Here is a 22,934-nt window from a genome sequence, read left to right as displayed (position 1 = left end):
CCAGTCGGGGGTCAGCGGAGGGCTGGGTACAGCAGCCCGGTGGCGCAGGCTCCGACCAGGGCCCCGGCCAGGACCTGGGCGGTGGTGTGGTCGCGCAGATGCACGCGGGACCAGCCGACGGCGGCGGCCAGTGGCCAGGTGAACAGCAGCGCCCAGCCGAAGACGACGGTGAAGGTCACCGCGGTTCCGGCCGCGACCAGGGAGTGGATGGAGATCTTCCAGCGGGCCGGCAGGGTGATCGGGGTGGCGATCAGCAGGGCGGCGGCCATGCAGGCGATCAGGGCCAGCAGGTCACCGGGCGCACCGACCGCGGCCGGCGCGAGAGTGCCGGACGCGGTCGAACCGAGGCAGACGAGCATCGGCAGGGTTCGCGGTCACCAGCACCGCCGGCGACAGAACCTCGGTGAACAACCGAGCCGCCCGGTCCGCGCCCGCGATCCGGTCGGTGCTTGACGTCGCCATGAAGTCGATCATCGCAAATCCCCGATCCCGGATCCGGGCTGTGCCCGACATCTTCCGATTTCCGGCGCTGCGGGGACGATCGCACGGCCACCTGCTGAACGCGGGCGAATCGGCGCGGAGGATTCATGCGGACGGTGCCGGGGTGACGGGCCTCCTACGTGAATCGGGGCGGGTGGCCGTACCGAAGAAGGGATCTTGACCGTGGGAAGCGGAGCGTAAGAGGCTCGGGGGCGTGAAGCGCTTACTTCCGGCCGCGTCAGCGGCTGCGACGATCTTTCTCGTCGCTCTCTGTCTGCGGCCCGCGATCACCGCGGTGGGGCCGCTGCTTCCGCAGATCAGTGCCGATGTCGGGCTCGGTGAGGCGGCGCAGGGGCTGCTCGGTGCGCTGCCGTTGCTGGCGTTCGCGCTGGTGTCGCCGCAGGTGCATCGGCTGTCTGGGCGGGTCGGGATGGAACGCGCGGTGCTGCTGGCGCTGTTGGTGCTGGCGGCGGCGACCGTGGCGCGGTCGTATACGGGCACGGCGGGTCTGTGGGCCGGCACCGTTGTGATCGGATGTGCAATCGCGGTCGGTAACGTGCTGGTGCCGGCGATTGTGAAGCGTGACTTCGCGGCGAACGTGTCGCGGGCTACCGGGTTCTACACGGCGTTCATCACGATCGCGGCGAGCACCGCGTCGGCGGTGGCGGTCCCGATCGCGGATGCCGTCGACTGGCGGCTGTCGCTGGCCGTCTGGGGAGTATTGGCACTGGTGGTGGCACTGGTCTGGGCGCCGCGGGCCCGACCGGCGCCGGTGCTCGAGGAGAGCCGGCCAGACACTAGAAAGGAAGTGTGGCGGCAGCCCCGGGCCTGGTTGATCACCGCGTTCATGGGTTTGCAGAGCACCTGCTTCTACGTCCTGGTGACCTGGCTTCCGACGATCGAGATCAGTCATGGGGTGTCACAGCGAACGGCTGGTCTGCATCTGTTCCTGTTTCAGGGGATGGGGATTCTGGGTGGGCTGGCGGTTCCGTTGCTGCTGCGCGATCCGGCGACCCGCGCTCTCGGCGCGATCACGGCCAGCCTGCCGGTGGTCGTCGCCACGATCGGCCTGCTGGTCGTGCCCGGCCTGACCGTGCTGTGGGCGGCCATCGCCGGTCTGGGCCAGGGCGCCTCGCTGGTGGCCGCGCTCACGCTGATCAGTTTCGGCGGACGGACACCCTCGGAGACGACCCGGTTGTCCGGGATGGCGCAGTCGTTGGGTTACCTGCTGGCCGCCGCGGGCCCGGTGGCGGCGGGTGTGCTGGCCGAACGCACCGGGGCCTGGGAGGCTACCCTCGTCATGATCATCGGGCTGGGCCTGCTGCAGACGGCGGCGGGCGCGGCGGCCGGGCGAAAGGGGTCCTGATGCGCGCGCTGGTGCTCACCGGCCCTGGAAAGGCCGAGGTCAGGCAGGTTCCGACGCCGATCGCGGGGCCGGGGCAGGTGGTCGTCGAGGTGGCTCGGGCCGGGGTCTGCGGCACCGATGTGGAGCTGTTCACCGGCGAGATGAGCTACCTGCACAGCGGCGTGTCGTCGTATCCGCTGCGTCCCGGGCACGAGTGGTCGGGCACCGTCCGCGAGCTGGGCCCGGGCGTGGACACCGCCTGGCTGGACCGGCGGGTGACCGGCGACACGATGATCGGTTGCGGTCACTGCCGCCGATGTGTGGGAGGCCGTCACCACGTCTGCCCGGAACGGCACGAGCTCGGCATCCGGGACGGCCTGGCCGGCGCGTTGGCCGAACGGCTGGTGTTCCCGGCGGCCTACCTGCACGCCCTACCGGACGGCGTGGACGCCACCGCGGGTGCGCTCGTCGAACCGGCCGGCAACGCACAGCGCTGCGTCGACGCGGCCGCGCTGTCGGCCGGGGAACGGCTGCTGGTCCTCGGCACCGGCACGATCGGCCTGCTCACCGCGATGTTGGCCCGGGCCCGTGGCATCGAGGTGCACCTGCTCGGACAGCAGTTGGAGTTCGCCCGCTCACTCGGGTTCACCGACGTCTGGACCCGCGAGTCGTTGCCGTCGCCACCGTGGGACGCGGTGGTCGACGCCACCAACGCACCGTCGATGCCGGGCCTGGCGGTCGAGCTCGTCGAACCGGGCCGCCGCGTGGTCTATATCGGACTGTCCGGCACGCCGAGCACCATCGACACCCGCGACGCGGTGCTCAAGGACGTGACCGCGATCGGCATCCTGGGTGCGTCGGCGGGGCTGGCACCGGCGATCGCCGCGTTCGCCTCCGGGGCCGTCGACCCGCGTCCGTTGGTGGCCGCGACGGTCTCCCTCGAGGAGGCCGCCGACGTGCTGACCGGGCGCCGCCCACGGTCGGCCGGTGCCGGGCCGAAGGTGCTGATCGATCCTGTCCGCGCCATGTCAGAGGCGTGACAGAGGGCTGTCAGCGCAGCCCGCCAGTCTTCTCGGCATGAGTGATTCCGCGATCGAAGTCGCCGGCCTGCGCAAGGCCTACGGGACCAAGGTCGTGCTCGACGGCATCGATCTGCATGTTCCGGCCGGCACGATCTTCTCCCTTCTCGGCCCGAACGGGGCCGGCAAGACCACCACGGTCAACATCCTGACCACCTTGATCCAAGCCGATGGCGGTTCGGCTCGGGTGGCCGGTCAGGATCTGATCAGAAACGCCAAGGGAGTACGGGCACGCATCGGCGTGACAGGCCAGTTCGCCGCGGTGGACGACCTGCTGACCGGGCAGGAGAACCTGCAACTGATGGTGGACCTGAAGCGTGCCGACAGTGCGGTGATCCCCGGCCTGCTGGAACGGTTCGACCTGACCGCGGCGGCGCAGAAGCCGGTCGCCACCTACTCCGGGGGCATGCGCCGCAAGCTGGACCTGGCGATGACCCTGGTCGGCGATCCACAGATCATCTTCCTCGACGAGCCGACCACCGGCCTGGACCCGCGCAGCCGCCGCACGATGTGGGACATCATCCGGGACCTGGTGGCCGGCGGGGTGACGATCTTCCTCACCACCCAGTATCTGGAGGAGGCCGACCAGCTCGCCGACCGGATCGCCGTCCTCGACCAGGGCCGCCTGGTCGCCCAGGGCACCCCGGCCGAACTGAAGCGGCAGATCCCGGGCAGTCACGTCCGGCTCCGGTTCGGCGACGCCGCCTCAGCCTCCTCAGCGGCCGACCTCCTGGGCGCGACCCGCGACGAGGACGGCGTGACGCTGCGGGTTCCCGGCGACGGCGGCACCGCGGCGCTGCGAGACCTGCTCAACCGGCTCGACGACCACGGCGCCCACGCCGAGGAACTGTCCGTGCACACCCCCGACCTCGACGACGTCTTCCTGGCCCTGACCGGCCGCCCCCACCACGCCGAGGAGGCGAGCAACCGATGAGCGACTCGACGATCATGCTGCGCCGCAACTTCAAGCACACGCTGCGCAACCCGGCCGCGGTGTTCAACTCGGTCCTGTTCCCGGTCGTGATCATGGTGATGTTCGTCTACGTGATCGGCGGGGCGTTCGACGTGGGCGTCGACTACGTGGACTACGCGACACCGGGCATGATCCTGCTGGCCGTCTGCTATGGACTCAGCGCCACCGCGACGGCGGTGAACTCGGACATGACCAAGGGCATCATCAACCGCTTCAAGGTCATGGACGTGTCCCGCGGCGCGGTGCTGACCGGGCACGTCGTGGCGAGCATGCTGAACAACGTGATCGCGATCGCGGCGATCGTCGGGGTGGCGTTCGCGCTGGGCTTCCGGTCACCGGCCGGGCTCACCGGCTGGCTCGGGGTGATCGGCCTGGCGCTGCTGCTCAGCTTCTCGGTCGGCTGGTTCACGGTCGCGCTCGGCCTGTCCGCGAAGTCGCCGGAGACCGCCGGTCTGGGCTCGGTGCCGCTTGTCATGCTGCCGTTCTTCAGTAGCGCGATCGTCCCGGCCGAGAAGATGGGCACCGGAGTCGAGCAGTTCGCCGAGTACCAGCCGTTCACGCCGATCATCGAGGCACTGCGGTCGCTGCTGGCCGGCACGCCCGACACCACCGCGCTGATCACGTCGGTCGCCTGGTGCGCGGGGATCGCCCTGCTCGGGTATGTGTGGGCGATCCGCACCTTCAACCGGCGAGCGTGACCTCGGACAGCTTTCGCCAGTCGGCGGTCGCGCCCTCCCGAGTGGCCTCGGCGAATCCCGATTCGCCGAGGCTGCGGCGTGCGGTCTCCTCGATTCTCGCGGCATCCGGGTGAGATCGATCGGCCATTCCGCGTACAGCCACCGCCGCCGCCGTCAGCCGGGCCGCCTGCGCGTGATCACCGTCGCGCAGCGCCTGGTCGGCGACCCCGACGAGCACCCGCGCGATGAGAGTCGGATGTCCGGCCTCGATCGCCGCCCGGTACGCCGCCACCCGCTCCGTCCGGGACCGGCCCGGATCCTCGGCCAGGTAGCCGAGCAGGTCGTGGGTGCTCGCCCGGATGTTCGGCCAGTCCGCCTCGGCGCCGAGCAGCGCGATCCCGGCGTCGACGTGCCGGTACGCCTCGGCTCGGGCACCGGTCCAGCGGGCCAGTTCCGCCTTGACGAACGCCAGCTCGGCCAGCGCTCCGGGCCAGGTGACCCGCTCGGCGAGCCGCTGCGCCTCGGCCAGTGCGGCAGCGCTCGCCTCCCGGTCGCCGGCCAGCCAGTACAGCTGCGCCTGCCGGCCTCGCCGCCGGATCACGTCCTCGGCCGAGCCGACCTCCGTCAGCACCTCGACGGCCCCTTCGTAGTACTCGCACGCCTGACCGAAACCGCCCCGGGTGGCGATCCGTTCGGCCAGCTCACTCAGCGCGAACGAGATCCCGAACCGCTCCCCCAGCACCCGGAACTCGGCCAGCGCCGCCTCCAGGTAGTCGTCCGCCTCGCGGCCGCCGTGCCCGAGGACGATCCGCATCTTCCCGAGGTGCAGCCGGGCCAGGGCGCGGGCCCACGGATCGTCGTCGTCCAGCATCGGCTCGAAAGCGGACAGGGCCTCGCCCGGCGCCTGCAGCAGACGTTCCAGCGGCTCCACGAACCCGATCAGCGGATGGGAGCCGTCCACCCCGCGACTGAACCGGTACGCCTGATGGATCCACTCGGCGGCCTGATGCTCGTCACCCATGCCGGAGTTCACGTAGAGGCTCATCAACGCGTACACGGTGGCCCGGATCCGGTCCGGCACCTCGCCGGGCAGCGCCAGGGCGGCGGCGATCAGCTCGTTGCCCTCGGTCTTGTGACCGCTCAGCCACCAGTACCACCCGGCGCCCGCCGCGAGCCGCATCGCCGCCCCGGTCTCGCCCGCGGACAGCGCACCCCGCATCGCCGTACCGATGTTGTCGTGGTCGGTCTCCAAGCGGGCCAGCCACTCCAGCTGGTCGGCGCGGCGCAGCCGGGGTTCGGCAGTCTCGGCCAGCTCGGTGAAGTACGCCAGATGCGCCCGCCGAGCCGAATCGGTCTGCCCGGCCTCGGCGAGGCGCTGCCCCGCATACTCCCGGATGGTGCCGAGCATCCGATAGCGCGGCGCCTGACCAACTATCTCGCCGGTGCTGACCAGTAACGACTTCTCGGTGAGGGAGGTGAGCACGTCGAGGCCGGCACCCACGTGTTCGGCCGCCTCCAGGCTCGCCCCACCCGCGAACACCGACAGCCGGCACAGTGCCGTCCGCTCCTCGCCCGTGAGCAGATCCCAGCTCCAGTCGACGACGGCACGGAGCGTCCGATGCCGCGGCAGGGCGGTGCGGCTGCCACCGGTGAGCAGCCGGAACCTGTCGTCGAGCCGGTGCGCGAGCTGATCGAGGGTCATCGTGCGCAGCCGGGCCGCGGCCAGCTCGATCGCCAGCGGCATCCCGTCCAGCGCCCGGCAGACACGGGCCGGTGTCGCCGTGTCACCGTCATCGACCCGTCCGACGGCGGCCGCCCGGTCCCGCAGCAGACGCATCGCCGAAGCCTGATCGAGCGGCTCGACATGCCACAGCGTCTCGCCGGTGATGCCGAGTGGCTCCCGACTGGTCGCCATGATCCGCAGTCGGTCACACTCACCGAGCACCCGATGCGCGAACTCCGCCGCCTGCTCGATCACATGCTCACAGTTGTCCAGGATCAGCAGCATCTCCCGGTCACGAATCGCGGCGATGATCCGATCGGTCACGTCGGCGTTCGGCGGGGCGCCGAGCAGCGCGTCGCGCAACCCGAGCCCGGTGATGGTCGCCTGGGCCACATCCCCGCCGGCGCCGAGTGCAGCCAGTTCGACGAGCCAGACCCCACCATCGAATTCCCCGACGAGGGTACGCCCGGACTCGGCGGCCAATCGTGTCTTCCCGGTGCCGCCCGGCCCGATCAGGGTGGTGAGCCGATTCCCGGTGACCAGTCCCCGAACCGCCTCGACATCAGCCCCCTTGCCGACATAGCTGGTCAGCTCGGCTCGCAGGTTGGTCCGGCGGGTCTCCGCCCGGCCACCGGTGTCCCCGCGCAGCAGAGCGACGTGCAGCGCGGCCAGCTCCGCCGACGGATCGACCCCCAGCTCGGCGGCGAGCGCCTCCCGGGTCCGCTGATACACCCGAAGCGCCTCACCACCCCGCCCGGCAGCCACCAGAGCGCGCATGAGAGCAGCCACCAGCCGCTCCCGAAGCGGATGCTCAGCCACCAGCCCACTCAACTCGACGACAAGATCCCCGCCGTCGCCGACGCCCGGCCCATCGCCACCCGACCCGAAGCCGCCGGGGCCGACGCGGAGTTCGGCCTCGAAAAGCTCCTCCAGGGCGGTCAGCCGCAGCTCGGCCAGTCGCACGACCACCGCGTCGTCGGGCGACTCCACGTCCTGGAGCGCGGCACCCCGCCACAGGTCGAGGGCCTCGCGCAGCAACGGCAGCCGCTCCGGATCGTCGGACGGGCGGGCCCGGCCCGCGGCGAGCAGCCGCTCGAACCGCACCGCGTCGACCGCACCGGGTTCGACGGTCAGGCGATATCCGTCGGCCAGACCCTCGATCGAGCCGTCGGGCAGGACCTTGCGCAGCCGGGACACCAGGCGGTGCAGGGCGTTCGTGGCGTCGGCGGGCGGATTCTCACCCCAGATCCGATCGACGAGCGCGGCTTTCGGGACTGCCCGGCCGGGCTCCAGAGCGAGCGCGGCCAGCAGCCCACGCAGCCGCGCACCAGGCACGTCGACGAGGACGCCCGCATCCGTGCGAACCTCGAACGGCCCCAGCATCCCGATCTGCACGCGCCGATTTTGTCACGGGCTCGTCAGGTACCGGAGGTCGCGGATCACCTCGGAGAACGCGACCGGTCCGAGCCTGTCCAGGCCGCTCACGCCGACGAAACTCTGCGGAGCATCCGGCTCCTGCCAGTGATAGCCGGGCGAGTAGTCGATCTCCACGGTCACCCCGCCGGGAAAGTCACGCACCAGCGAAGAATGCCCGTCGGAGAACCGCCACCCTCGCGCGCTGAGCACGAACAGCCTCCGCCCCGAGACCGGCTGCCCGGCGAACGACGTGACCTCCACCTCGGACCGCCCGGTCAACTCCCGTCCCACCTGCGGAAACGGCTGAATGATCGCGTAGTCGACGAACAACGCCGCCCACGCCGCCTGATCAGCGGCGAAGTGCCACGGATGAGCCACTCCGACGGTGACACCCGCCGGCAGCGTCCACTCCTTGTCATCGAGATCCGCAAACGACCGATCCTCGGCGACCCGGAAGACCGCCACCACATCGCCGCCGACCACCACGTCACCATCAGACGCGCGACCACCACCGCCGAGCCCCGGACCGGCGGAAGCACCCGACCCACCACCGCCAAGCCCCGGACCGGCGGAGCCGGCGGGGGCAGCGCCCGACCCGCCACCACCGAGCCCCGCATCGGCGTAAACGCCGGCGGCAGCGCCCGACCCACCGCCGAGGGCCGGACCGTCGTTGGACGCCGGATCGGCGTCGGCGAGTGCCACCCACAGCAGGCGCTGCGTCAACTGCCAGGTCAGCGGGTGGTCGATCAGGTATCGGCGGAACTCCTCGGGTGTCCATCGCCGCCCGGTGACCATCGCCGCTTCGATGGACCGGACCCGCTCGGCCCCGACCGTCTTCGCCTCCTTCTTCAGGTCGGCGAACCACCGCTGGGCAGCGGCCGAGACGTCATCGGTGGGCTTGGGCAGCCGGGTCAGGCGCCGCCCGGTCTCGTCGGCGATCCACGGCTGTAACTGCTCGTCGAAACCGATGGTGAACCGGCGCGATCCATAGTCGAGCTCGATGCGCCCTTCGGAATCGAGGCCGAAGTCCGGCAAGATCCGGTCGGCCAGTTCCTCGGGGCGGAGCCCACGTGCCCGGGCGACGGACGCCAGCCGGTCGGCGGCCGTCTGTCGGGCCACCGCGGTTTTCGCGCTGCGGCTGAGCCGGTCTAGCTGGGTGAGCGCGGCGTCGGTGCCGATCGCGGCGAACACGTCCATGACGGCTCGCACCCGGCTGCTGACCGACGACCACTCGGGGAGGAACGCGGCCAGCGCCCGGACCGCACCGTCGTCACCGAACGCCGCCAGCGCCGTCATGGCCAGCGTGTTCTTCGACGGATAGTCGGCGGCCCGCCACTGCTCGAAGATCTCCCAGGCGAACCCGGCGAAGTCACCGAGCGGCCGCACTCGGTCGATCTCCGGTTTCAGCGCCCCGACCCGTGATGCGGCGAGCAGCCGGCACAGCCGCCGCACGTCCTCCGGGGACAGCGGCCCGGCCGGCAGCCGAGCGGGAACAAGCCAATCCGGCAGCCCGGCCGCACGGACCGGCCGAGCGAACACCCCACCCGGCGGCACCGAACCAGGCGATCCAGAACCGGGCGGTCCAGAACCCGGCAGCGCAGCGCCCGGCATCACAGAACCCGGCAGTCCAGAACCCGGCAGCTCAGAACCCGAAAACCCGGAACCCGGCACCGGGCCGACGATGGCCCTCACCCGCGCCTGATCGGCCGGATCGAGTGCGGACAGCGCGGCCGGATACCGCAGCACGTGGTCGCGCATCAGCTCCGACACCGCCGGGTCGGTGTCACGGGACGCGAACACCCGCATCGCACGCTCCGGCGCGCGTTTCGCCGCGGCCAGCAGTGCCTGCCGGTAATATTTCTGCTCCACCCGGTCGAGGACCAGGCCGAACGCCTCCTCGGTCGGGATCGCGGCCAGCGCACCGATCGCCCGTTTCCGGTCGTCGGCGCTGTCGAAGGCACTCGGCCGATCGCACAGCTCGGCCCAGGCACGGCCGACCGTCTCCGGCGCGGGCGGACCGAGCCGCAGCGCCTCGGGACCGAGCTCCGGCCGGTCGAGCCGGATCATGCCGGCCAGGTCGCGGGAGACGGCGTCGGCACGCTCGGCGAGCACCCGCAAGGCCCGAACGGGATAGCGTTTCAGCGCCCCGGATTTCAGCAGCTGCCCCGGCCGGATCGACCTGCCGTCGAGGGTTTCCCGCAGCAGGATCCGCATGGCCTCGTCGTCGGGGGTCGCCGCCATGATCCGGAGCGCCGCCTCGCCGAGTCGCTCCCGATGCTCCCAGGCATCGTCCTGCAGCTGGAACAGGTCTCGGTAGAACGGCTGGGCCAGACAGGTGGCGGCGGACGGCCCGACCCCGTCGAGCACGGTGGCGACCACACCGATGTCCCGGTAGCCGAGCACCTCGCCGGTGATCACGAGCCGCAACCGATCCAGATGCTCGACGCGACTCGCGGACAGCACCAGCGCACCCCGCAGGTGCCGATGGTCGGCCCACTCCCACTCCTCGGGGCCGTCGCCCCAGCTCGCGGCGGCCGCACAGTCGGCGTCGACCCAGTCGACGCGGGTCGGCATCAGGTAGGAGGAGAGGATCCGCCCGACCGGCCGGCTCCGGAATCCGGCGAGGATCTCGTCGACGTCATCGGCCGTGGACGCGAGGTGACGCCGCACCGACCGGGCCGCGGCCCAGGCCCGTTTGAAGTCGTCGCCATGCCACAACCGCTCATATCCCCCGCTGCGGGACTGCCAGAGCGCCCCCGAGTCGACCAGCCGGAAGGCCTCGCCGACCGTCTGGACCACGAAAGGCAGCCCGGACCGCGCGACCCACGTGTCGACGAGCGACTCGTCACCCGTGGTCAGGACGGCCACCGCGGCCCCGAGCGGGGTGTCGTCGGTGGTGGCGAGCAGCCCGACGTCATAGTCGACGAGGCGTCCCATGATCCGATCGCGACGGGTCCGCACTTTCTCCGGGTCGTGGGCCACCACCACCGGTGGCACCGGGCGACCCCCGCGGCGCGGATGCAGACCGTGCCACCAGTCCTCCGGAAGCCCCCACGTGCCCTCGTCCACGATCATGCGGCCACCCTAGTGACCGGGTACGACAAGATTACGTCCGTGCAGCTCTCGGTCGTGATCGCGCAGGTCCCCGCGGTATGGGACGTCGAAACCAATCTGGCCACCGTGCGGGACGTCCTGGGCGAGTCGCGCCCGGGTGACGTGGTGGTGTTCCCCGAGGGCATGCTCTCCGGTTACGCCGAGGACCTCACCCCATTGGCGACGCTGGATCCGGACCGGATCCGCGAGGCCGTGGCCGCCCTGGCCGCCACCGTCGAACAGCACGTGTTCCTCGGCTCGCTCCACCCGACCGGGACGGGCTGGAGCAACGCCGCCGTCCTACTCTCCCCCGGCCGTGAGCCCCGGATCTATCGCAAGATCAACCTGGCCGTGAACGAACGTCCGCACCTGGAGCCGGGCGATCACCTGCCGACGTTCGGGATCGACGGCGAGACGGTGGCCGTGCAGCTCTGCCGTGAGATCCGTTTCCCGGAGCAGTGGCAGCACCTGGCCGCCGCGGGCGCGCGGTTCTTCGCCTACCTGACGAACGCCGCCAACCCGCGCGAGCCGGAGGGTGTCTGGCGCAGCCATCTGATCAGCCGGGCGGCCGAGAACCAGCGCTTCGTCCTGTCCGCGAACATCCCCGACCCGCACCAGCACTGCCCCAGCATGATCGTCTCGCCGCGTGGTGAGGTGCTCGCCGAGTTGCCGATGGGCCGCCCGGGGATCCTGCGGCACACGATCGACCTGACGGATTCCGGCACCTGGTATCTCGGTCAGCGGCGGCAGGACGTGGTGGGCCTGACATACCACCGCGGCGATAACCCAGCTGGCATGTCACATTGGCGTTCATAAATGAAACAGGTCGCCGAGAATATCCGGACAACCCCCCGAGGAACCCGGAGACCCCCCATGATCCGGAAACGCATTGCACTGGCCACCGCGGCCGCGACCGCCCTGGCCGGAGCTCTGATCGCCGTCGTGACGACCGCCGGACCGGCCAGCGCCGCGACGATCTCCCAGCCGCTGCGCACCATGGTCGCGAATCTGCCGGTCGCCACCGAGGTCCGCACCGGCTACGACCGCGATCTGTTCAACCATTGGATCGACGCCGACGGCGACGGTTGCAACACCCGCTACGAGGTTCTGATCACCGAGGCCACCACGACCCCGAGTGTCGGTTCCGGGTGTGCACTGAGCGGCGGCCGATGGCTGTCCTATTACGACGGCGCCACCTGGACCGACCCTTCCGACCTGGACATCGACCACATGGTCCCGCTGGCCGAGTCGTGGGATTCCGGTTCCCGGAACTGGACGTCGGCGCAGCGTGAGGCCTACGCCAACGATCTGGGCGACGCCCGCGCCCTGGTCGCGGTGACCGACAACGTGAACCAGTCGAAAGGCGACCAGGATCCGGCCGAATGGGTCCCGTCCCTGGCGAGCGTGCGCTGCCGTTACATCACCGAATGGACCGCGGTGAAGACCCGTTGGGCCTTGACCGTGGACACCGCTGAGAAGAGTGCGCTGACGACCTATGCGGCCGCCTGCACGAACAGCACGGTGACCGTGGTGACGGCCATCGGATCGGGAACCACCACGTCGCCCACGGCCACCGGCGGCTCCTGTACCGGCACGAACGCCACCGATGTCACGATCCCCGACGCCGGTTCCGCGGTGACGAGCACGATCACCATCTCCGGCTGCGCGAAGACGACTCCGTCGACGACCTCGACGGTCTATGTCGAGGTCGTCCACCCGTTCCGCGGCGACGTCTCCATCTATCTGTACGCGCCGGACAACACCTATTACATCCTCAAATCCGCGAGCAGCACCGACAGCTCCGCCGACATAACCGCGACATACACGGTGAACCTGTCCTCGGAAACGACGAACGGCGCCTGGCGCCTGAGCGTGCGGGACAACTATTCCGGCGACACCGGCTATCTGAACACCTGGACCTTGGCCCTCTGACGATTACCGGAAGCGGGGTTGGGGGTGACGGTGAGGGCCGCCCTCAGCCCGGCGCTCGCTGGTCGGTCCGGCGCCGGGAATACGTCGCGGGGACAGGCTCGGAGCTTCAGTAGGGCGTACCGAATCAAGGTTTTGCATAGATCAGGCAGTCGTGTGGCGCGCCGGTTTCCGGATTTCGGCAATGGTCGCGGATTCGGCGTTCGTAGCGGAAGCCCGCGCCGTCCGCCACCGATCGGGAGGCGGTGTTGGCGGGTTCGATCTCCAGCCAGACCCGGCGGAGCCCGCCCGCCGACAGGCTCCACTCCGCCAGGAAACGCAGGCCGCGGGTCGCGTAACCGTGGCGGCGATGGGGCGGCGGGACCCAGTAGGCGAGTTCGGCGATGTCGTCGGCTTCGCGCATCAGGCCGAAGGCCGCCAGCAGCCGGGTGTCGTCGAGGAGGGCGAACGACGTCTGGTCGCCGGTCCAGGCCTGGAGGGCCTCGCGGGCCTCGGCAGGCGTGTAGGGGCCGACCGGATACGGGCCCCAGACGGCGCGGCCCGGCTCGGTCGCGGTGGCCTCGACCAGCAGTGACGCGTCGTCGGGGGTGAGAGTGCGGAGCCGGAGACCGGAGGCGATCTCGGCGTCGAGCGGCGGCACGGTCATCAGTTCACCCTGGCCGAAGGTGGGAGCGGGCGGCGACCGGCGAAGCCGAGGTCGGCGCGGTGGTACCAGGTGATGTCGGCGTCGCCCTCCAGCCAGCAGAGCAGGACCGGGATGTCGTCGAGGGTGGCCGGGAAATCGACCAGGAGCGGGGCGACGCCCTTGAGTTCGGCGCCGGTCTCCTGGACGGTCGTCATCAGCTCGTTGAGGCGGGCCTCGGCGGCTTTGCGCTCGGGCAGGCCGCCGAGCGGGCTGGGTGCGCCGCCGGGAGTGAGGGCGGCGGAGAGTTCCACCAGGTCGGCCCGGACGGTGACGATCTCGTCGAGGACCGGGCGGAGGCGGGCCAACTCGGCGCGGGCCTCGGGCAGCGTGAACAACCCCATGCCGCAGAGTCTGCCAAACGTGCTGATCGGGCCCGGCGGAGGCCGCCGGGCCCGATCAGGAGGGGACGTCAGACCGTGAGGGTCCAGCTGTTGATGGTGCCGGTGTCGGACGAGTAGACGTCCTGGACCGACAGCTTCCAGGCGCCGTCGGCGGCCTCGCCGGACAGGTTCGCGGTGTACGTGGTGTTGACGTTGTCGGTGCTGTCCGAGCTGCTGCTGGCCTTCAGGCTGTAGCTGGTGCCGTCCGGTGCGACCAGGGCGATCACCAGGTCACCGCGGTAGGTGTGGGTGATGTTCACCGCGACCGTGGAGGTCGAGGAGGCCGAGCGGCCGCAGCCGGCGATGGTGATGGTGCTGGTCACCGCGGACCCGGCGTCGGGGATGGCGGTCGCCGTGGAGTTGGTGCCGGTGCAGCCGGTCGGGGTCGGCTCGGTGGTGCCGCCGGAGCCGACCTGCAGCAGCAGGTTCGGCGAGCCGGTGCCGGCGCTGGTGACCTTGCCGCTGACCGCGGCGCCGGTCAGAGCCGAGGCCACCTGGGCCGGGGTGTAGGACGGGTTGGCCTGCAGGATCAGGGCCGCCGCGCCCGCCACGTGCGGGGTGGCCATCGAGGTGCCGCTGATCGTGCTGGTGGCGGAGGTACTGGTGTACCAGGCCGAGGTGATCGACGAACCCGGGGCGAAGATGTCCAGCGTGCTGCCGTAGTTGGAGTAGCTGGCCCGCGCGTCGGTGCTGGTCGTGGCGCCGACGGTGATCGCCGAGGCGACCCGGGCCGGCGAGTAGCTGGACGCGTTGGCGTTGTCGTTGCCGGCCGCGACGGCGTAGGTGACACCGGCCGCGATCGAGTTCGACACCGCGGTGTCGAGGGTGCTGCTGGCGCTGCCGCCGAGGCTCATGTTGGCCACCGCGGGCTTGATCGCGTTGCTGGTCACCCAGTTGATGCCGGAGATGACGCCGGCCGTGGTGCCGCCGCCCTCGCAGTCGAGGACCCGCACGCCGACCAGCTGCACGGCCTTCGCCACGCCGTAGGTGGTGCCGCCGACGGTGCCCGCGACGTGCGTGCCGTGGCCGTTGCAGTCGGTGGCGTTGCTGTCGCTGTCGACGAAGTCGTAGCCGCTGACCGCGCGCCCGCCGAACTGGCTGTGCGTGGTCAGGATGCCGGTGTCGATGATGTACGCGTGCACGCCCGAAGCCGTGTTCGGGTAGGTGTAGGTGGTCGACAGCGGCAGGCCGGCCTGGTCGATCCGGTCGATGCCCCAGGTCGCGTTGGTCTGGGTGTCGGCGAGCCGGATGATCTGGTTCTGCTCGACGTAGGCGACCTTCGAGTTCGCGGCCAGTCGTTTGGCCTGCGTCTCGGTCAGCGCGGCCTCGTATCCGTTGACGGCCTTGCCGAAGCTGCGCTTGACCGCACCGCCGTACGACCTGGTGAGCCCGGCCTCGGTGGCGCCGTCCTTGAGCACGACGATGTAGCTGCCCTCGATGGCGTCGGCCGAACCGGCCTCGCGGATGGTCCCGGTCGGTTCGGCGGCCAGCGCCGGGGTGTTCGCGCTCAACCCGAGCGCGAGGGCGGAGCCGACTGCGAGGGCGGCCACGCCGGCTGACTTGCGGTGGAGTCTCACGTCCCCTGGTCCTTTCGGTAGGAGCCGTCGCCCCCAACGGCTTGCTTCCCGACGGACGCTACTGACCGGTAGATCGATACCGGTAGATCGCGAGTCAGTCCTCAGGTGGTGATATGCCCGCACATTCCGGCCGAACGGCACAAGCGGGGATTCCCTTGCCGGCCCCGCTACCCTCAGCGGCGTGGAGAGGTCGTTCCCGGAGACGCTGGCGCAACTGCTCAAGGCCCGGTTTCCGGTGCTCTATCTGGAGACGTACGAGGAGCAGCGTGCCCTGCACAAGATCGGTGCGGTGGCCGGGCATCCGGATCTGGTGCGGGTGCCCCGGCCGGTGTGGTCGTGGACGCGTACCGGTGGGCTGATCCAACCGGACGGGACGGCCCGCACCGGCGCCCAGCGGGCCACCGACGCGCTGCGCGCGGTTCACCGGGTCGACGAGCCGGCCGTGTTCGTCTTCCGTGATCTGCATCCGAACTTCGACGACGCGGAGACGGTCCGGCTGCTACGGGACATCGCCGAGACGTTCCGGACCGGCCGGCATCCGCGCACGCTGATCCTGATGTCGCCGCTGTTCCGGCTTCCGGTGGAACTGGCCAAGGACGTCACGATCGTGGACTTCCCGCTGCCCGGGACCGCCGAACGACGCACCCTGCTGGACACGATGATCAGTTCCAACGCCGCCGGCGGCCGGCTGCGGGTGGCGCTCGACGAGGCGGGCCGGGAGAGCTTCGCGGTCGCGGCGGCCGGGCTGACCATGCAGGAGACCGAGAACGCCTACGCCCGGGCGATGGTCGGCAACCCGGTGCTGGATCTGTCCGGACTGGACATCGTGCTCGACGAGAAACGCCAGACGGTACGCAAGTCCGGTCTCCTGGAGGTGGTCGCCACCGACCTCAGCCTGGACGACGTCGGCGGCCTGGGCAAGCTGAAGTCCTGGCTGCTGAAACGACGTGGATCGTGGCTGACCGACGCTGCCGACTACGGCCTGCCCGCCCCACGCGGCGTGCTGATCACCGGCATTCCGGGCTGCGGCAAGTCACTGACCGCCAAGGCGATGGCCGCGGCGTGGAGCATGCCGCTGCTGCGTTTCGACATCGGCAAGGTGTTCGACGGTGTGGTCGGGTCCAGCGAGCACAACATGCGGACCGCGTTACGGACCGCCGAGGCCATCGCCCGTCCGTGCTGTGGATCGACGAGATCGAGAAGGGGTTCGCCGGCACCGGGAGCACCGACTCCGGCACCAGCGCCCGGGTGTTCGGCACCTTCCTGACCTGGATGCAGGAGAAACGGTTCCCGGTCTTCGTGATCGCGACCGCCAACGCCTTCCACGGCCTGCCGCCCGAACTGCTCCGCAAGGGGCGCTTCGACGAGACCTTCTCCGTCGATCTCCCGAATCAGGCCGAGCGGCTCGCGATCTGGCGGGTCCACCTGCGGCGGGCGCTGCGTCACCCGCGGGCGACAGGCGGGGTCGAACCGGACGACGCCCTGCTCACCGAACTGGCCGGGCTGACCGACGGATACTCCGGCGCCGAGATCGAACAGGCGGTCACCACCGGGCTGTTCGACGCGTTCTCCGAGCGGCGGCCGCTGAGCCGGGACGACCTGGTCGGTGCGGTGATGAGCATCGTGCCGCTGAGCGTCACCCAGGCCGAGCACATCATCGCCCTCCGCGAGTGGGCGGGCACCCGTGCGATCTCCGCCACCGGCGGCGAGGACTGGGGACTGTCCGAGCGATAGGGTGTGACCCACCACACGGGAACGGGGGGTTCACGGTGAGTGTGACGATGCTTCTGGTGCCGTTGGCGATGGCCGGCGCCGCCGCGATCAAGGCCGCCGCCGACCGCCGGGCCGACGGTGTCTGCCGGGTCGGCACCCGCATGCGCGACGCCGACATGCTCGGCGACGCCCTGCGCGACACCGGCGCCGACGTCCGCCGGACCGACGAGACGGCGACGGTCCGCTGGGCGGATGGCATCACCGCGTCCTTCTCCCGCGAGGCCGATGGCCTCTGGTCAGCCCATTTCAGCGGTACGGACGAGGCGGGCGCGACCCAGAAGGTGTCCGAGGTGGACGCCGCGTACGGCCGCCGGGTCCAGCGTGCGGTGCTGGAACGCCTTCGCGAACAGGCACCCGTGGCCGGGCTGCGCCTGGAGTCGGAGACGGTCGAGCCGGACGCCTCGGTGCGGATGGTCTTCGAGATCGCCCGGGAGCGGGCATGACCGAGCGCCCACGCATCGAGGTCACGGTCCACCCCGACGGCACTGTCACCGCCGAGACCCTCGACGTTCTCGGCGACCGCTGCCTCGACTGGATAGCCGTGCTGGAGGACCTGGTCGACGGCCGGGTCGAGGACAGCGCCTACACCACGGACTACACGCGCGAGCAGCAGACCGCGTGGCACCAGCAGGTGAACCGTGACGTGGACCCCGGCTGAGCCGGCACCTCCGACCCGCGCCTGGAAGGTGGCGAACAGCGCCTGGCTGCTGACGCCGATCCTCTCGTTCGGCTGCGCCAGTGTCGCCGGCTACCTGTATGTGGGTCTGCGCGCCCGCCGGCCCGGGTGGTGGATCGCCGGCATCTGCTACAGCGTGGCCGCCAACGTGTTCCTCTTCGCCGGTGACAGCCTGCCGGAGGATTCGAACGCGGCGGCACTGATGGCCCTGCTCTGGGTGTGCACGTGGATGGCGTCGGTGGTGCACGCCGTCGTGATCAACAGCAGCTGGCTGCAGTGGCTGGCCGAGCAGCGGCGCCGGGTGCAGACATGGGCCTATGCGCCGGCCCCTCCCCCGGCATCGCCGCTTCCGCCCTCGGCATCGCCGCTTCCGCCCGCGGTGCAGACGGCCCTGCGGGAGCCGGCTCCGGCCGTACCGCTGCTGCTTGACGTCAATGCCGCGAACCTGGACGAACTCGCCTCGCTTCCGGCGATCGGACCGGAACGGGCCGCTCGCGCCGTCGCCGCCCGCCGAGACCGGAACGGCTTCGCCACCGTCGCCGAATTCGCCGCCGCGGCCGAGCTGGCGCCACACCAGTTCGCCGCGGTCCGCGACCGCCTGACCTGCCGGCCACCGGCGCCCGCACCGCAACCGGACCTGCCGTATGGCCGCATCGTCGACATCTGACCCGATCGTCCGGGTCGCCCGGTTCGTCGACCGCACGATCGCCGAGGGGCCCGGCGAGCGCAGCGCGATCTGGGTGCAGGGCTGCTCGATCCGCTGCCCCGGCTGTTTCAACCCGCACCTGTTCACCACCCGCGGCGGCACGCCGACCAGCGCGACCGATCTGATCGCCCGGGTCGTCGCGGCCGGCACCAGCGGCGTCACCCTGCTCGGCGGCGAACCCTTCGACCAGGCGGCGGGTCTCGCCGCGGTCGCCTCCGGCGTGCGGCGGGCGGGCCTCACCGTGATGACCTTCACCGGGTACGCCTACCCGTACCTGCAAGGCGGCGACCGCGATGTGGCCGCCCTTCTGGAAGCGACGGATCTGCTGGTCGCGGGCCCGTTCGAGCAGGACCGACTGGATCACGACCGGCCGTGGGCGGGCTCGACGAACCAGGAGTTCGTGCACCTCACCGACCGCCTGCGCGACGTCACCGGCCCGGACCGCCTGGAGGTGACGGTGACCACGTCGGGTGACGTGGCGCTGAACGGCTGGGCCGACCCGGAAACGCTGGACGCCCTGCTGGACGGCCTTCCGGTGCGCCGCCCGCGGCGATGAAGGGTGGTAACGGCAGTACCAGGCCGGCCCGGAGCATCGCCGACATACTTGACGGGTGAGTGGATCGCGGGAGTTGGGCAGGGCGCTGCGGGGCTGGCGGGACCGCACCACACCGCAGGCCGCGGGCGTGCCCGCAGGTGGCGTACGCCGCGCCGCCGGGCTGCGGCGCGAGGAGTTGGCGCAGCTGGCCGGCCTGTCGGTCGACTATGTAGTGCGGTTGGAGCAGGGCCGGGCGACGTCACCGTCGGTGCAGGTGCTGTCGGCGCTGGCCCGGGCGTTGCGGCTGTCCACCGCCGAGCGCGAGCACCTGTTCGTGCTGGCCGGGCAGACCGCGCCCGGTGCGGGCCGGATCCCGGACGGCATGCCACCCGGGGTGCGCCGCCTGCTCGACCAACTCGACGGCGTCGCGCTCACCGTGTGTGACGCTGCCTGGAACATGATCGAGTGGAACTCGCTGGCCGCCGCCCTGATCGGTGATCTGTCGATGTATCGCGGACGGGAACGCAACGTGGCGTGGAAGGAGTTCACCGGCATGCCCAGCCGGATCCACTGCACCCCCGAGCAGAACGCGCTGTTCCGGGCGATCCTGGTCACCGACCTGCGTGCGGCGACCGCCCGCTACCCGGCCGACCCCGGGCTACGCGATCTGGTGGCCGCGCTGCGGTCGGCGAGCCCCGATTTCGTCCGGCTCTGGGACAGCGGAGCGGTGGGTGTCCACGAGTCGAACAGCAAGACCGTGCACCATCCGTCGGTCGGTACGTTCGTGGTCGACTGTGACGTACTCACCGCGCCGGGCAGCGACGTGAAGGTGGTCGCCTACTCGGCACCGGTCGGCAGCGACGCCGCCGACCGGCTCAAGCTGCTCACCGTGATCGGCACCCAGAGCATGAGCGCGTCCTAAAGCCGTTCTAAATCCTTTGACGGCGGAGGCGGCGCCTCGGAGGATCGGCGGATGCCCGATTTCTCGATCAAGCCGGTCCTCACCGGCCAACGGGTGATCCTGCGCCCGTTCACCGACGCCGACGTGCCGGTCTTCCTGGAGGCGATCGCCGACCCCGAGGTGGCCCGCCTGACCGGAAGTCACCCCGAGGACGCCCCCGACGAGGAACGGACCCGGGCCTGGTACGGCACCCGCAACTCCCAAGACGACCGCCTCGACCTGGCGGTGGTGGACCGGGCGAGCGGCGAATGCGTCGGTGAGGTCGTCCTCAACGAGTGGGACCCGGCCAACCGCAGCTGCAACTTCCGGACCCTGTTCGTGGCGGCCGGCCGTGATCGCGGACTGGGCACCGAGGCGATCCGCCTGATCGTCGGCTACGGATTCGAGCGACTGGACCTGCACCGCATCGCGCTCGAGGTCTACGCCCACAACCCGCGGGCCCGGCACGTCTACGAGAAGGTCGGCTTCGTCGCCGAGGGCGTGCTGCGTCAGGCCCTGCGCGACGGCGACGCCTGGATCGACGCCACCGTCATGTCGATCCTGGCCCACGAGTGGCCCGCGCCAGCACCGACTGAATGAACGGCGCCTTCCCCGCCCGATAGCGTGGCCGATCATGCTCGTCGGCCGTGGCCAGCGCCGTCTTGATCCGCCCGTACTCGGCGGCGTCCTCCGGATGCGCCTGCAAGTGGTCACGGAACCGCAGCAGCGTCCGCGGAATCGGATCACCGACCTGATAGACGTGCAGGTGATGGCTGCGCCACTGCGGATCGGGGAAGCAGAACGACATCTTGCACCGGTCGGCATCTCCCGGCTCGGGGGCGTGCACCCAGCCGACCCCGGCCAGCGCCGCACCCACCGCGGCACCGTCTCGGTGGTCGGTGATGCTGACCATCATGTCGATGATCGGCTTGGCGACGAGCCCGGGAACCGCGGTGCTCCCGATGTGCTCGACCGCCCCGACCGCCCAGGGCGCCAGAACGGCCGCGACCCGGACCCGCTCCCGCTCGAACTCGGCCGCCCACTCCGCCCGATAAGCCACCATCCGAATCGGATCTCGCCGCAAACGCGCCGCCCTCCCTCTGGCCGGAACTTCCTAGACTGCGACTCGTGCGGATTGATCGACGGGTTCGTCTCGCAGCAATCGGAACCGTGACCATCATCATCCTCGCCGCGGCGGCCGTCACCGGCACCCGCTGGCTGACCGCCGGCGATCCGGTCGCCGTCGCCCCGCCGGCCGGCGCCACCGAGACGCTCCCGGAGGGCGCCTACGAGCTGGTCGTCGACCTGCGCTCCAGCGAACTGCATCAAGACCTCCGCAGCGAGCGTGGCCCGGCCCAGGTGAACACCTACGCGATGCCGGCCGGCACCACGTGGGAGCAGGTGCGGTCGGCGGTGGCCGGCCGGCTCGACGGCTGGAAGCAGGCCGGCGACTGCCCGGACAGTGGCCGCCGACGGCTCTGGTGCACGTGGACCGAACCGGCGAACTGGTGGCCCCGCCAGGTCCGGATCGTCTTCCTGCGCGCGCCGTCCAAACCTGACCCGGAGTCGCCGTGGCCGGACAACACCTTCCTGCTGATCGGATCCGGTCCGGGTGGGAACGTCTGACCCCTCAGACGCTCTTGGAGATGATCTCCACGAGGTTGCCGTCGGGATCCTGAAGCAGCGCGGTGCGCTTGCCGCCGGTGTCGTGCGGCGGCTGGACCACCGGGACACCGGCGGTGACGAGCCGCCGGAACGCCTCGTCGACGTCGCCGGTCCAGACCACCAGGACCATGGTCGGCCGCCCTGGCTCGGGCTCGACGCGGTGCAACCGGCGGGCCGCCTCGACGCTGCCGAGCCCGACGGTGAACCCACCGAGCCGCAACTCGATGTGCTCGGGCGCCCGGAACGTCTCGACGAATCCGAGCAGGTCACGGTAGAAGTGGACACCCGCGTCGATATCACGGGTGTAGAGATTCACCAGCGCCGTATCGAACATGCGTACCAGAATAGAGGATCACCGGATGGGTAACGTGGCCCTGTGTTCGACGGATTTCAGCTGGAACAGGTCGACGTCGGCGAGGTGACGCTGCGGGTCCGGCACGGCGGTGCCGGCACCCCGATCGTGCTGCTGCACGGCCACCCCCGCACTCACACGACCTGGCACGACGTCGCGCCCCGCCTCGCCGCTCACCACTTCGTGGTGACTCCGGACCTTCGGGGGTACGGAGAATCGACGCTCCCACCGGACCGGCCTGACCACGCCCAGTCGAGCAAGCGGGCGATGGCGCTCGACGTGGTCCGCCTGATGGAGCACCTGGGTCACGACAGGTTCGCGGTGGCCGGGCACGATCGCGGTTCGGTGGCCGCGTTCCGTACCGCGATGGACCACCCGGACCGGGTGTCGCACCTGATCGTGATGGACGGCATCCCCGCGGTCGAGCATCTCGAACGCACCGATGCGACGTTCGCGCTGGCCTGGTGGCACTGGTGGTTCCTGGGCCAGACCGACAAGCCCGCCGAGCGGGTGATCAATGCCGATCCCGACGGGTGGTACCGCACGCCACCGCCGGCCGAGATGGGCGAGGGCAACCACGAGGACGTCTGGGCGGCGCTGCGGAACCCGGCGGTGGTGCACGGGATGTGTGAGGACTACCGGGCCAACCTGCGTATCGACCGCCGCCACGACGAGGAGGACCGGGCCGCCGGCCGCCGCGTCCAGTGCCCGGTGATGCTCCTGGAGTCCGCGACGGACGATCTGGACATCCACGGCGACCCGGCCGCCATCTGGGCACCGTGGTTGACCCGTCCGCTTCGCCATCATGTGATCGAAAGCGGTCATCACCAGGCGGAGGAGGCTCCTGCCCCGGTAGCCGCCGCCATCCTGGACTTCCTGGCCACGGCCTGACCCTCCGGACGACGCGCTGACGGTCGGTCAGGCTGCGGG

Annotated in this window: 22 protein-coding genes and 1 pseudogene; 15 read left to right on the top strand and 8 right to left on the bottom strand. The window is 70.8% G+C overall.

The annotated features are described in order from the left end of the window. Positions 1-11: 11 nt before the first annotated feature. Entirely contained in the window at positions 12-359 is a 348-nt protein-coding gene (locus Q0Z83_RS06575) for a phosphatase PAP2 family protein (RefSeq protein WP_317792896.1), read from the bottom strand. Positions 360-694: 335 nt separating this feature from the next. Here Q0Z83_RS06575 and Q0Z83_RS06570 point away from each other — a divergent pair, with 335 nt between their 5' ends. From Q0Z83_RS06570 to Q0Z83_RS06555, 4 genes are read left to right on the top strand one after another with little or no spacing between them, the layout of a single operon-like run. Further along, positions 695-1,846, top strand: a complete 1,152-nt coding sequence (locus tag Q0Z83_RS06570) for an MFS transporter (RefSeq protein WP_317792895.1) — start codon at positions 695-697, stop codon at positions 1,844-1,846. Then, the gene (locus Q0Z83_RS06565) at positions 1,846-2,865 is read left to right on the top strand and encodes a zinc-dependent alcohol dehydrogenase (protein WP_317792894.1); all 1,020 of its coding nucleotides are present in this window, start codon (positions 1,846-1,848) and stop codon (positions 2,863-2,865) included. The genes Q0Z83_RS06570 and Q0Z83_RS06565 overlap by 1 nt, the downstream gene beginning before the upstream one ends. 37 nt (positions 2,866-2,902) lie before the next feature. Next, a complete protein-coding gene (locus tag Q0Z83_RS06560) occupies positions 2,903-3,838 on the top strand; it encodes an ATP-binding cassette domain-containing protein (RefSeq protein WP_317792893.1) in 936 nt (311 codons plus the stop codon). Further along, positions 3,835-4,575 carry an ABC transporter permease gene (locus tag Q0Z83_RS06555; RefSeq protein WP_317792892.1) on the top strand — a complete coding sequence of 247 codons (741 nt, stop codon included), beginning with the start codon at positions 3,835-3,837 and terminating at the stop codon, positions 4,573-4,575. The genes Q0Z83_RS06560 and Q0Z83_RS06555 overlap by 4 nt, the downstream gene beginning before the upstream one ends. Here Q0Z83_RS06555 and Q0Z83_RS06550 read toward each other — a convergent pair. After that, positions 4,559-7,672, bottom strand: coding sequence for a BTAD domain-containing putative transcriptional regulator (locus Q0Z83_RS06550; protein WP_317792891.1), 3,114 nt, complete (start codon positions 7,670-7,672; stop codon positions 4,559-4,561). The two genes, Q0Z83_RS06555 and Q0Z83_RS06550, sit on opposite strands and share 17 nt — an antisense overlap. 12 nt (positions 7,673-7,684) lie before the next feature. Beyond that, positions 7,685-10,768 carry a DUF4132 domain-containing protein gene (locus Q0Z83_RS06545; protein ID WP_317792889.1) on the bottom strand — a complete coding sequence of 1,028 codons (3,084 nt, stop codon included), beginning with the start codon at positions 10,766-10,768 and terminating at the stop codon, positions 7,685-7,687. A 39-nt stretch (positions 10,769-10,807) separates the two neighbouring features. Here Q0Z83_RS06545 and Q0Z83_RS06540 point away from each other — a divergent pair, with 39 nt between their 5' ends. Together Q0Z83_RS06540 and Q0Z83_RS06535 are read left to right on the top strand one after the other, a co-directional pair. Next, on the top strand, positions 10,808-11,602 hold the full coding sequence (locus tag Q0Z83_RS06540; RefSeq protein WP_317792888.1) for a carbon-nitrogen hydrolase family protein: 795 nt from the start codon (positions 10,808-10,810) through the stop codon (positions 11,600-11,602). Positions 11,603-11,659: 57 nt separating this feature from the next. After that, positions 11,660-12,718 (top strand): proprotein convertase P-domain-containing protein, encoded by a 1,059-nt coding sequence (locus Q0Z83_RS06535; protein WP_317792887.1) that lies wholly within the window; start codon positions 11,660-11,662, stop codon positions 12,716-12,718. Between the two features lie 124 nt (positions 12,719-12,842). On the opposite strand, the gene Q0Z83_RS06530 is transcribed toward Q0Z83_RS06535, so the two are convergent. From Q0Z83_RS06530 to Q0Z83_RS06520, 3 genes are all read right to left on the bottom strand, one after another. After that, positions 12,843-13,361, bottom strand: a complete 519-nt coding sequence (locus Q0Z83_RS06530; protein WP_317792886.1) for a GNAT family N-acetyltransferase — start codon at positions 13,359-13,361, stop codon at positions 12,843-12,845. Next, on the bottom strand, positions 13,361-13,741 hold the full coding sequence (locus Q0Z83_RS06525; RefSeq protein WP_317792885.1) for a DUF2203 domain-containing protein: 381 nt from the start codon (positions 13,739-13,741) through the stop codon (positions 13,361-13,363). Before Q0Z83_RS06525 ends, Q0Z83_RS06530 begins: the two co-directional genes overlap by 1 nt. 68 nt (positions 13,742-13,809) lie before the next feature. Continuing rightward, positions 13,810-15,357 carry a S8 family peptidase gene (locus tag Q0Z83_RS06520; protein ID WP_378078487.1) on the bottom strand — a complete coding sequence of 516 codons (1,548 nt, stop codon included), beginning with the start codon at positions 15,355-15,357 and terminating at the stop codon, positions 13,810-13,812. Between the two features lie 556 nt (positions 15,358-15,913). Between Q0Z83_RS06520 and Q0Z83_RS55735 the strand changes: the two are divergent. From Q0Z83_RS55735 to Q0Z83_RS06480, 7 genes and pseudogenes are all read left to right on the top strand, one after another. Next, a pseudogene (locus tag Q0Z83_RS55735) lies at positions 15,914-17,091 on the top strand (AAA family ATPase). 47 nt (positions 17,092-17,138) lie between these two features. After that, entirely contained in the window at positions 17,139-17,573 is a 435-nt protein-coding gene (locus tag Q0Z83_RS06505; RefSeq protein ID WP_317797041.1) for a hypothetical protein, read from the top strand. Next, positions 17,570-17,788 (top strand): DUF2997 domain-containing protein, encoded by a 219-nt coding sequence (locus Q0Z83_RS06500; protein WP_317792882.1) that lies wholly within the window; start codon positions 17,570-17,572, stop codon positions 17,786-17,788. Before Q0Z83_RS06505 ends, Q0Z83_RS06500 begins: the two co-directional genes overlap by 4 nt. Next, positions 17,769-18,473 carry a helix-hairpin-helix domain-containing protein gene (locus Q0Z83_RS06495; RefSeq protein WP_317792881.1) on the top strand — a complete coding sequence of 235 codons (705 nt, stop codon included), beginning with the start codon at positions 17,769-17,771 and terminating at the stop codon, positions 18,471-18,473. The genes Q0Z83_RS06500 and Q0Z83_RS06495 overlap by 20 nt, the downstream gene beginning before the upstream one ends. After that, on the top strand, positions 18,451-19,068 hold the full coding sequence (locus tag Q0Z83_RS06490) for a 4Fe-4S single cluster domain-containing protein (RefSeq protein WP_317792880.1): 618 nt from the start codon (positions 18,451-18,453) through the stop codon (positions 19,066-19,068). Before Q0Z83_RS06495 ends, Q0Z83_RS06490 begins: the two co-directional genes overlap by 23 nt. Positions 19,069-19,123: 55 nt before the next feature. After that, positions 19,124-19,969 carry a helix-turn-helix transcriptional regulator gene (locus Q0Z83_RS06485; RefSeq protein WP_317792879.1) on the top strand — a complete coding sequence of 282 codons (846 nt, stop codon included), beginning with the start codon at positions 19,124-19,126 and terminating at the stop codon, positions 19,967-19,969. Positions 19,970-20,020: 51 nt separating this feature from the next. Beyond that, a complete protein-coding gene (locus tag Q0Z83_RS06480; RefSeq protein ID WP_317792878.1) occupies positions 20,021-20,587 on the top strand; it encodes a GNAT family N-acetyltransferase in 567 nt (188 codons plus the stop codon). Here the strand turns inward: Q0Z83_RS06480 and Q0Z83_RS06475 are convergent. Then, complete coding sequence (locus tag Q0Z83_RS06475; RefSeq protein WP_317792877.1) at positions 20,538-21,050, bottom strand: GrpB family protein; 513 nt, start codon at positions 21,048-21,050, stop codon at positions 20,538-20,540. The two genes, Q0Z83_RS06480 and Q0Z83_RS06475, sit on opposite strands and share 50 nt — an antisense overlap. Positions 21,051-21,157: 107 nt before the next feature. On the opposite strand from Q0Z83_RS06475, the gene Q0Z83_RS06470 reads away from it, so the two are divergent. Beyond that, a complete protein-coding gene (locus Q0Z83_RS06470; protein ID WP_317792876.1) occupies positions 21,158-21,613 on the top strand; it encodes a hypothetical protein in 456 nt (151 codons plus the stop codon). A 4-nt stretch (positions 21,614-21,617) separates the two neighbouring features. Here Q0Z83_RS06470 and Q0Z83_RS06465 read toward each other — a convergent pair whose 3' ends face one another. Next, the gene (locus Q0Z83_RS06465) at positions 21,618-21,986 is read right to left on the bottom strand and encodes a VOC family protein (RefSeq protein ID WP_317792875.1); all 369 of its coding nucleotides are present in this window, start codon (positions 21,984-21,986) and stop codon (positions 21,618-21,620) included. A 42-nt stretch (positions 21,987-22,028) separates the two neighbouring features. Here Q0Z83_RS06465 and Q0Z83_RS06460 point away from each other — a divergent pair, with 42 nt between their 5' ends. Then, a complete protein-coding gene (locus Q0Z83_RS06460) occupies positions 22,029-22,895 on the top strand; it encodes an alpha/beta hydrolase (protein WP_317792874.1) in 867 nt (288 codons plus the stop codon). The last annotated feature ends 39 nt before the right edge of the window (positions 22,896-22,934 follow it).

Origin of the sequence: Actinoplanes sichuanensis (assembly GCF_033097365.1) — a bacterium.
GTDB lineage: Bacteria > Actinomycetota > Actinomycetes > Mycobacteriales > Micromonosporaceae > Actinoplanes > Actinoplanes sichuanensis.
The sequence above is the reverse complement of the archived record's forward strand: the minus strand, read 5'-3'. Positions and strand labels throughout refer to the sequence as shown.

Coding starts and splice junctions, on each gene's coding strand:
- Q0Z83_RS06575 (WP_317792896.1), bottom strand. CDS start 359: ATGCTCGTCTGCCTCGGTTCGACCGCGTCCGGCACTCTCGCGCCGGCC.
- Q0Z83_RS06565 (WP_317792894.1), top strand. CDS start 1,846: ATGCGCGCGCTGGTGCTCACCGGCCCTGGAAAGGCCGAGGTCAGGCAG.
- Q0Z83_RS06560 (WP_317792893.1), top strand. CDS start 2,903: ATGAGTGATTCCGCGATCGAAGTCGCCGGCCTGCGCAAGGCCTACGGG.
- Q0Z83_RS06555 (WP_317792892.1), top strand. CDS start 3,835: ATGAGCGACTCGACGATCATGCTGCGCCGCAACTTCAAGCACACGCTG.
- Q0Z83_RS06545 (WP_317792889.1), bottom strand. CDS start 10,768: ATGATCGTGGACGAGGGCACGTGGGGGCTTCCGGAGGACTGGTGGCAC.
- Q0Z83_RS06535 (WP_317792887.1), top strand. CDS start 11,660: ATGATCCGGAAACGCATTGCACTGGCCACCGCGGCCGCGACCGCCCTG.
- Q0Z83_RS06530 (WP_317792886.1), bottom strand. CDS start 13,361: ATGACCGTGCCGCCGCTCGACGCCGAGATCGCCTCCGGTCTCCGGCTC.
- Q0Z83_RS06525 (WP_317792885.1), bottom strand. CDS start 13,741: ATGGGGTTGTTCACGCTGCCCGAGGCCCGCGCCGAGTTGGCCCGCCTC.
- Q0Z83_RS06505 (WP_317797041.1), top strand. CDS start 17,139: ATGCTTCTGGTGCCGTTGGCGATGGCCGGCGCCGCCGCGATCAAGGCC.
- Q0Z83_RS06500 (WP_317792882.1), top strand. CDS start 17,570: ATGACCGAGCGCCCACGCATCGAGGTCACGGTCCACCCCGACGGCACT.
- Q0Z83_RS06490 (WP_317792880.1), top strand. CDS start 18,451: ATGGCCGCATCGTCGACATCTGACCCGATCGTCCGGGTCGCCCGGTTC.
- Q0Z83_RS06480 (WP_317792878.1), top strand. CDS start 20,021: ATGCCCGATTTCTCGATCAAGCCGGTCCTCACCGGCCAACGGGTGATC.
- Q0Z83_RS06475 (WP_317792877.1), bottom strand. CDS start 21,050: ATGGTGGCTTATCGGGCGGAGTGGGCGGCCGAGTTCGAGCGGGAGCGG.
- Q0Z83_RS06465 (WP_317792875.1), bottom strand. CDS start 21,986: ATGTTCGATACGGCGCTGGTGAATCTCTACACCCGTGATATCGACGCG.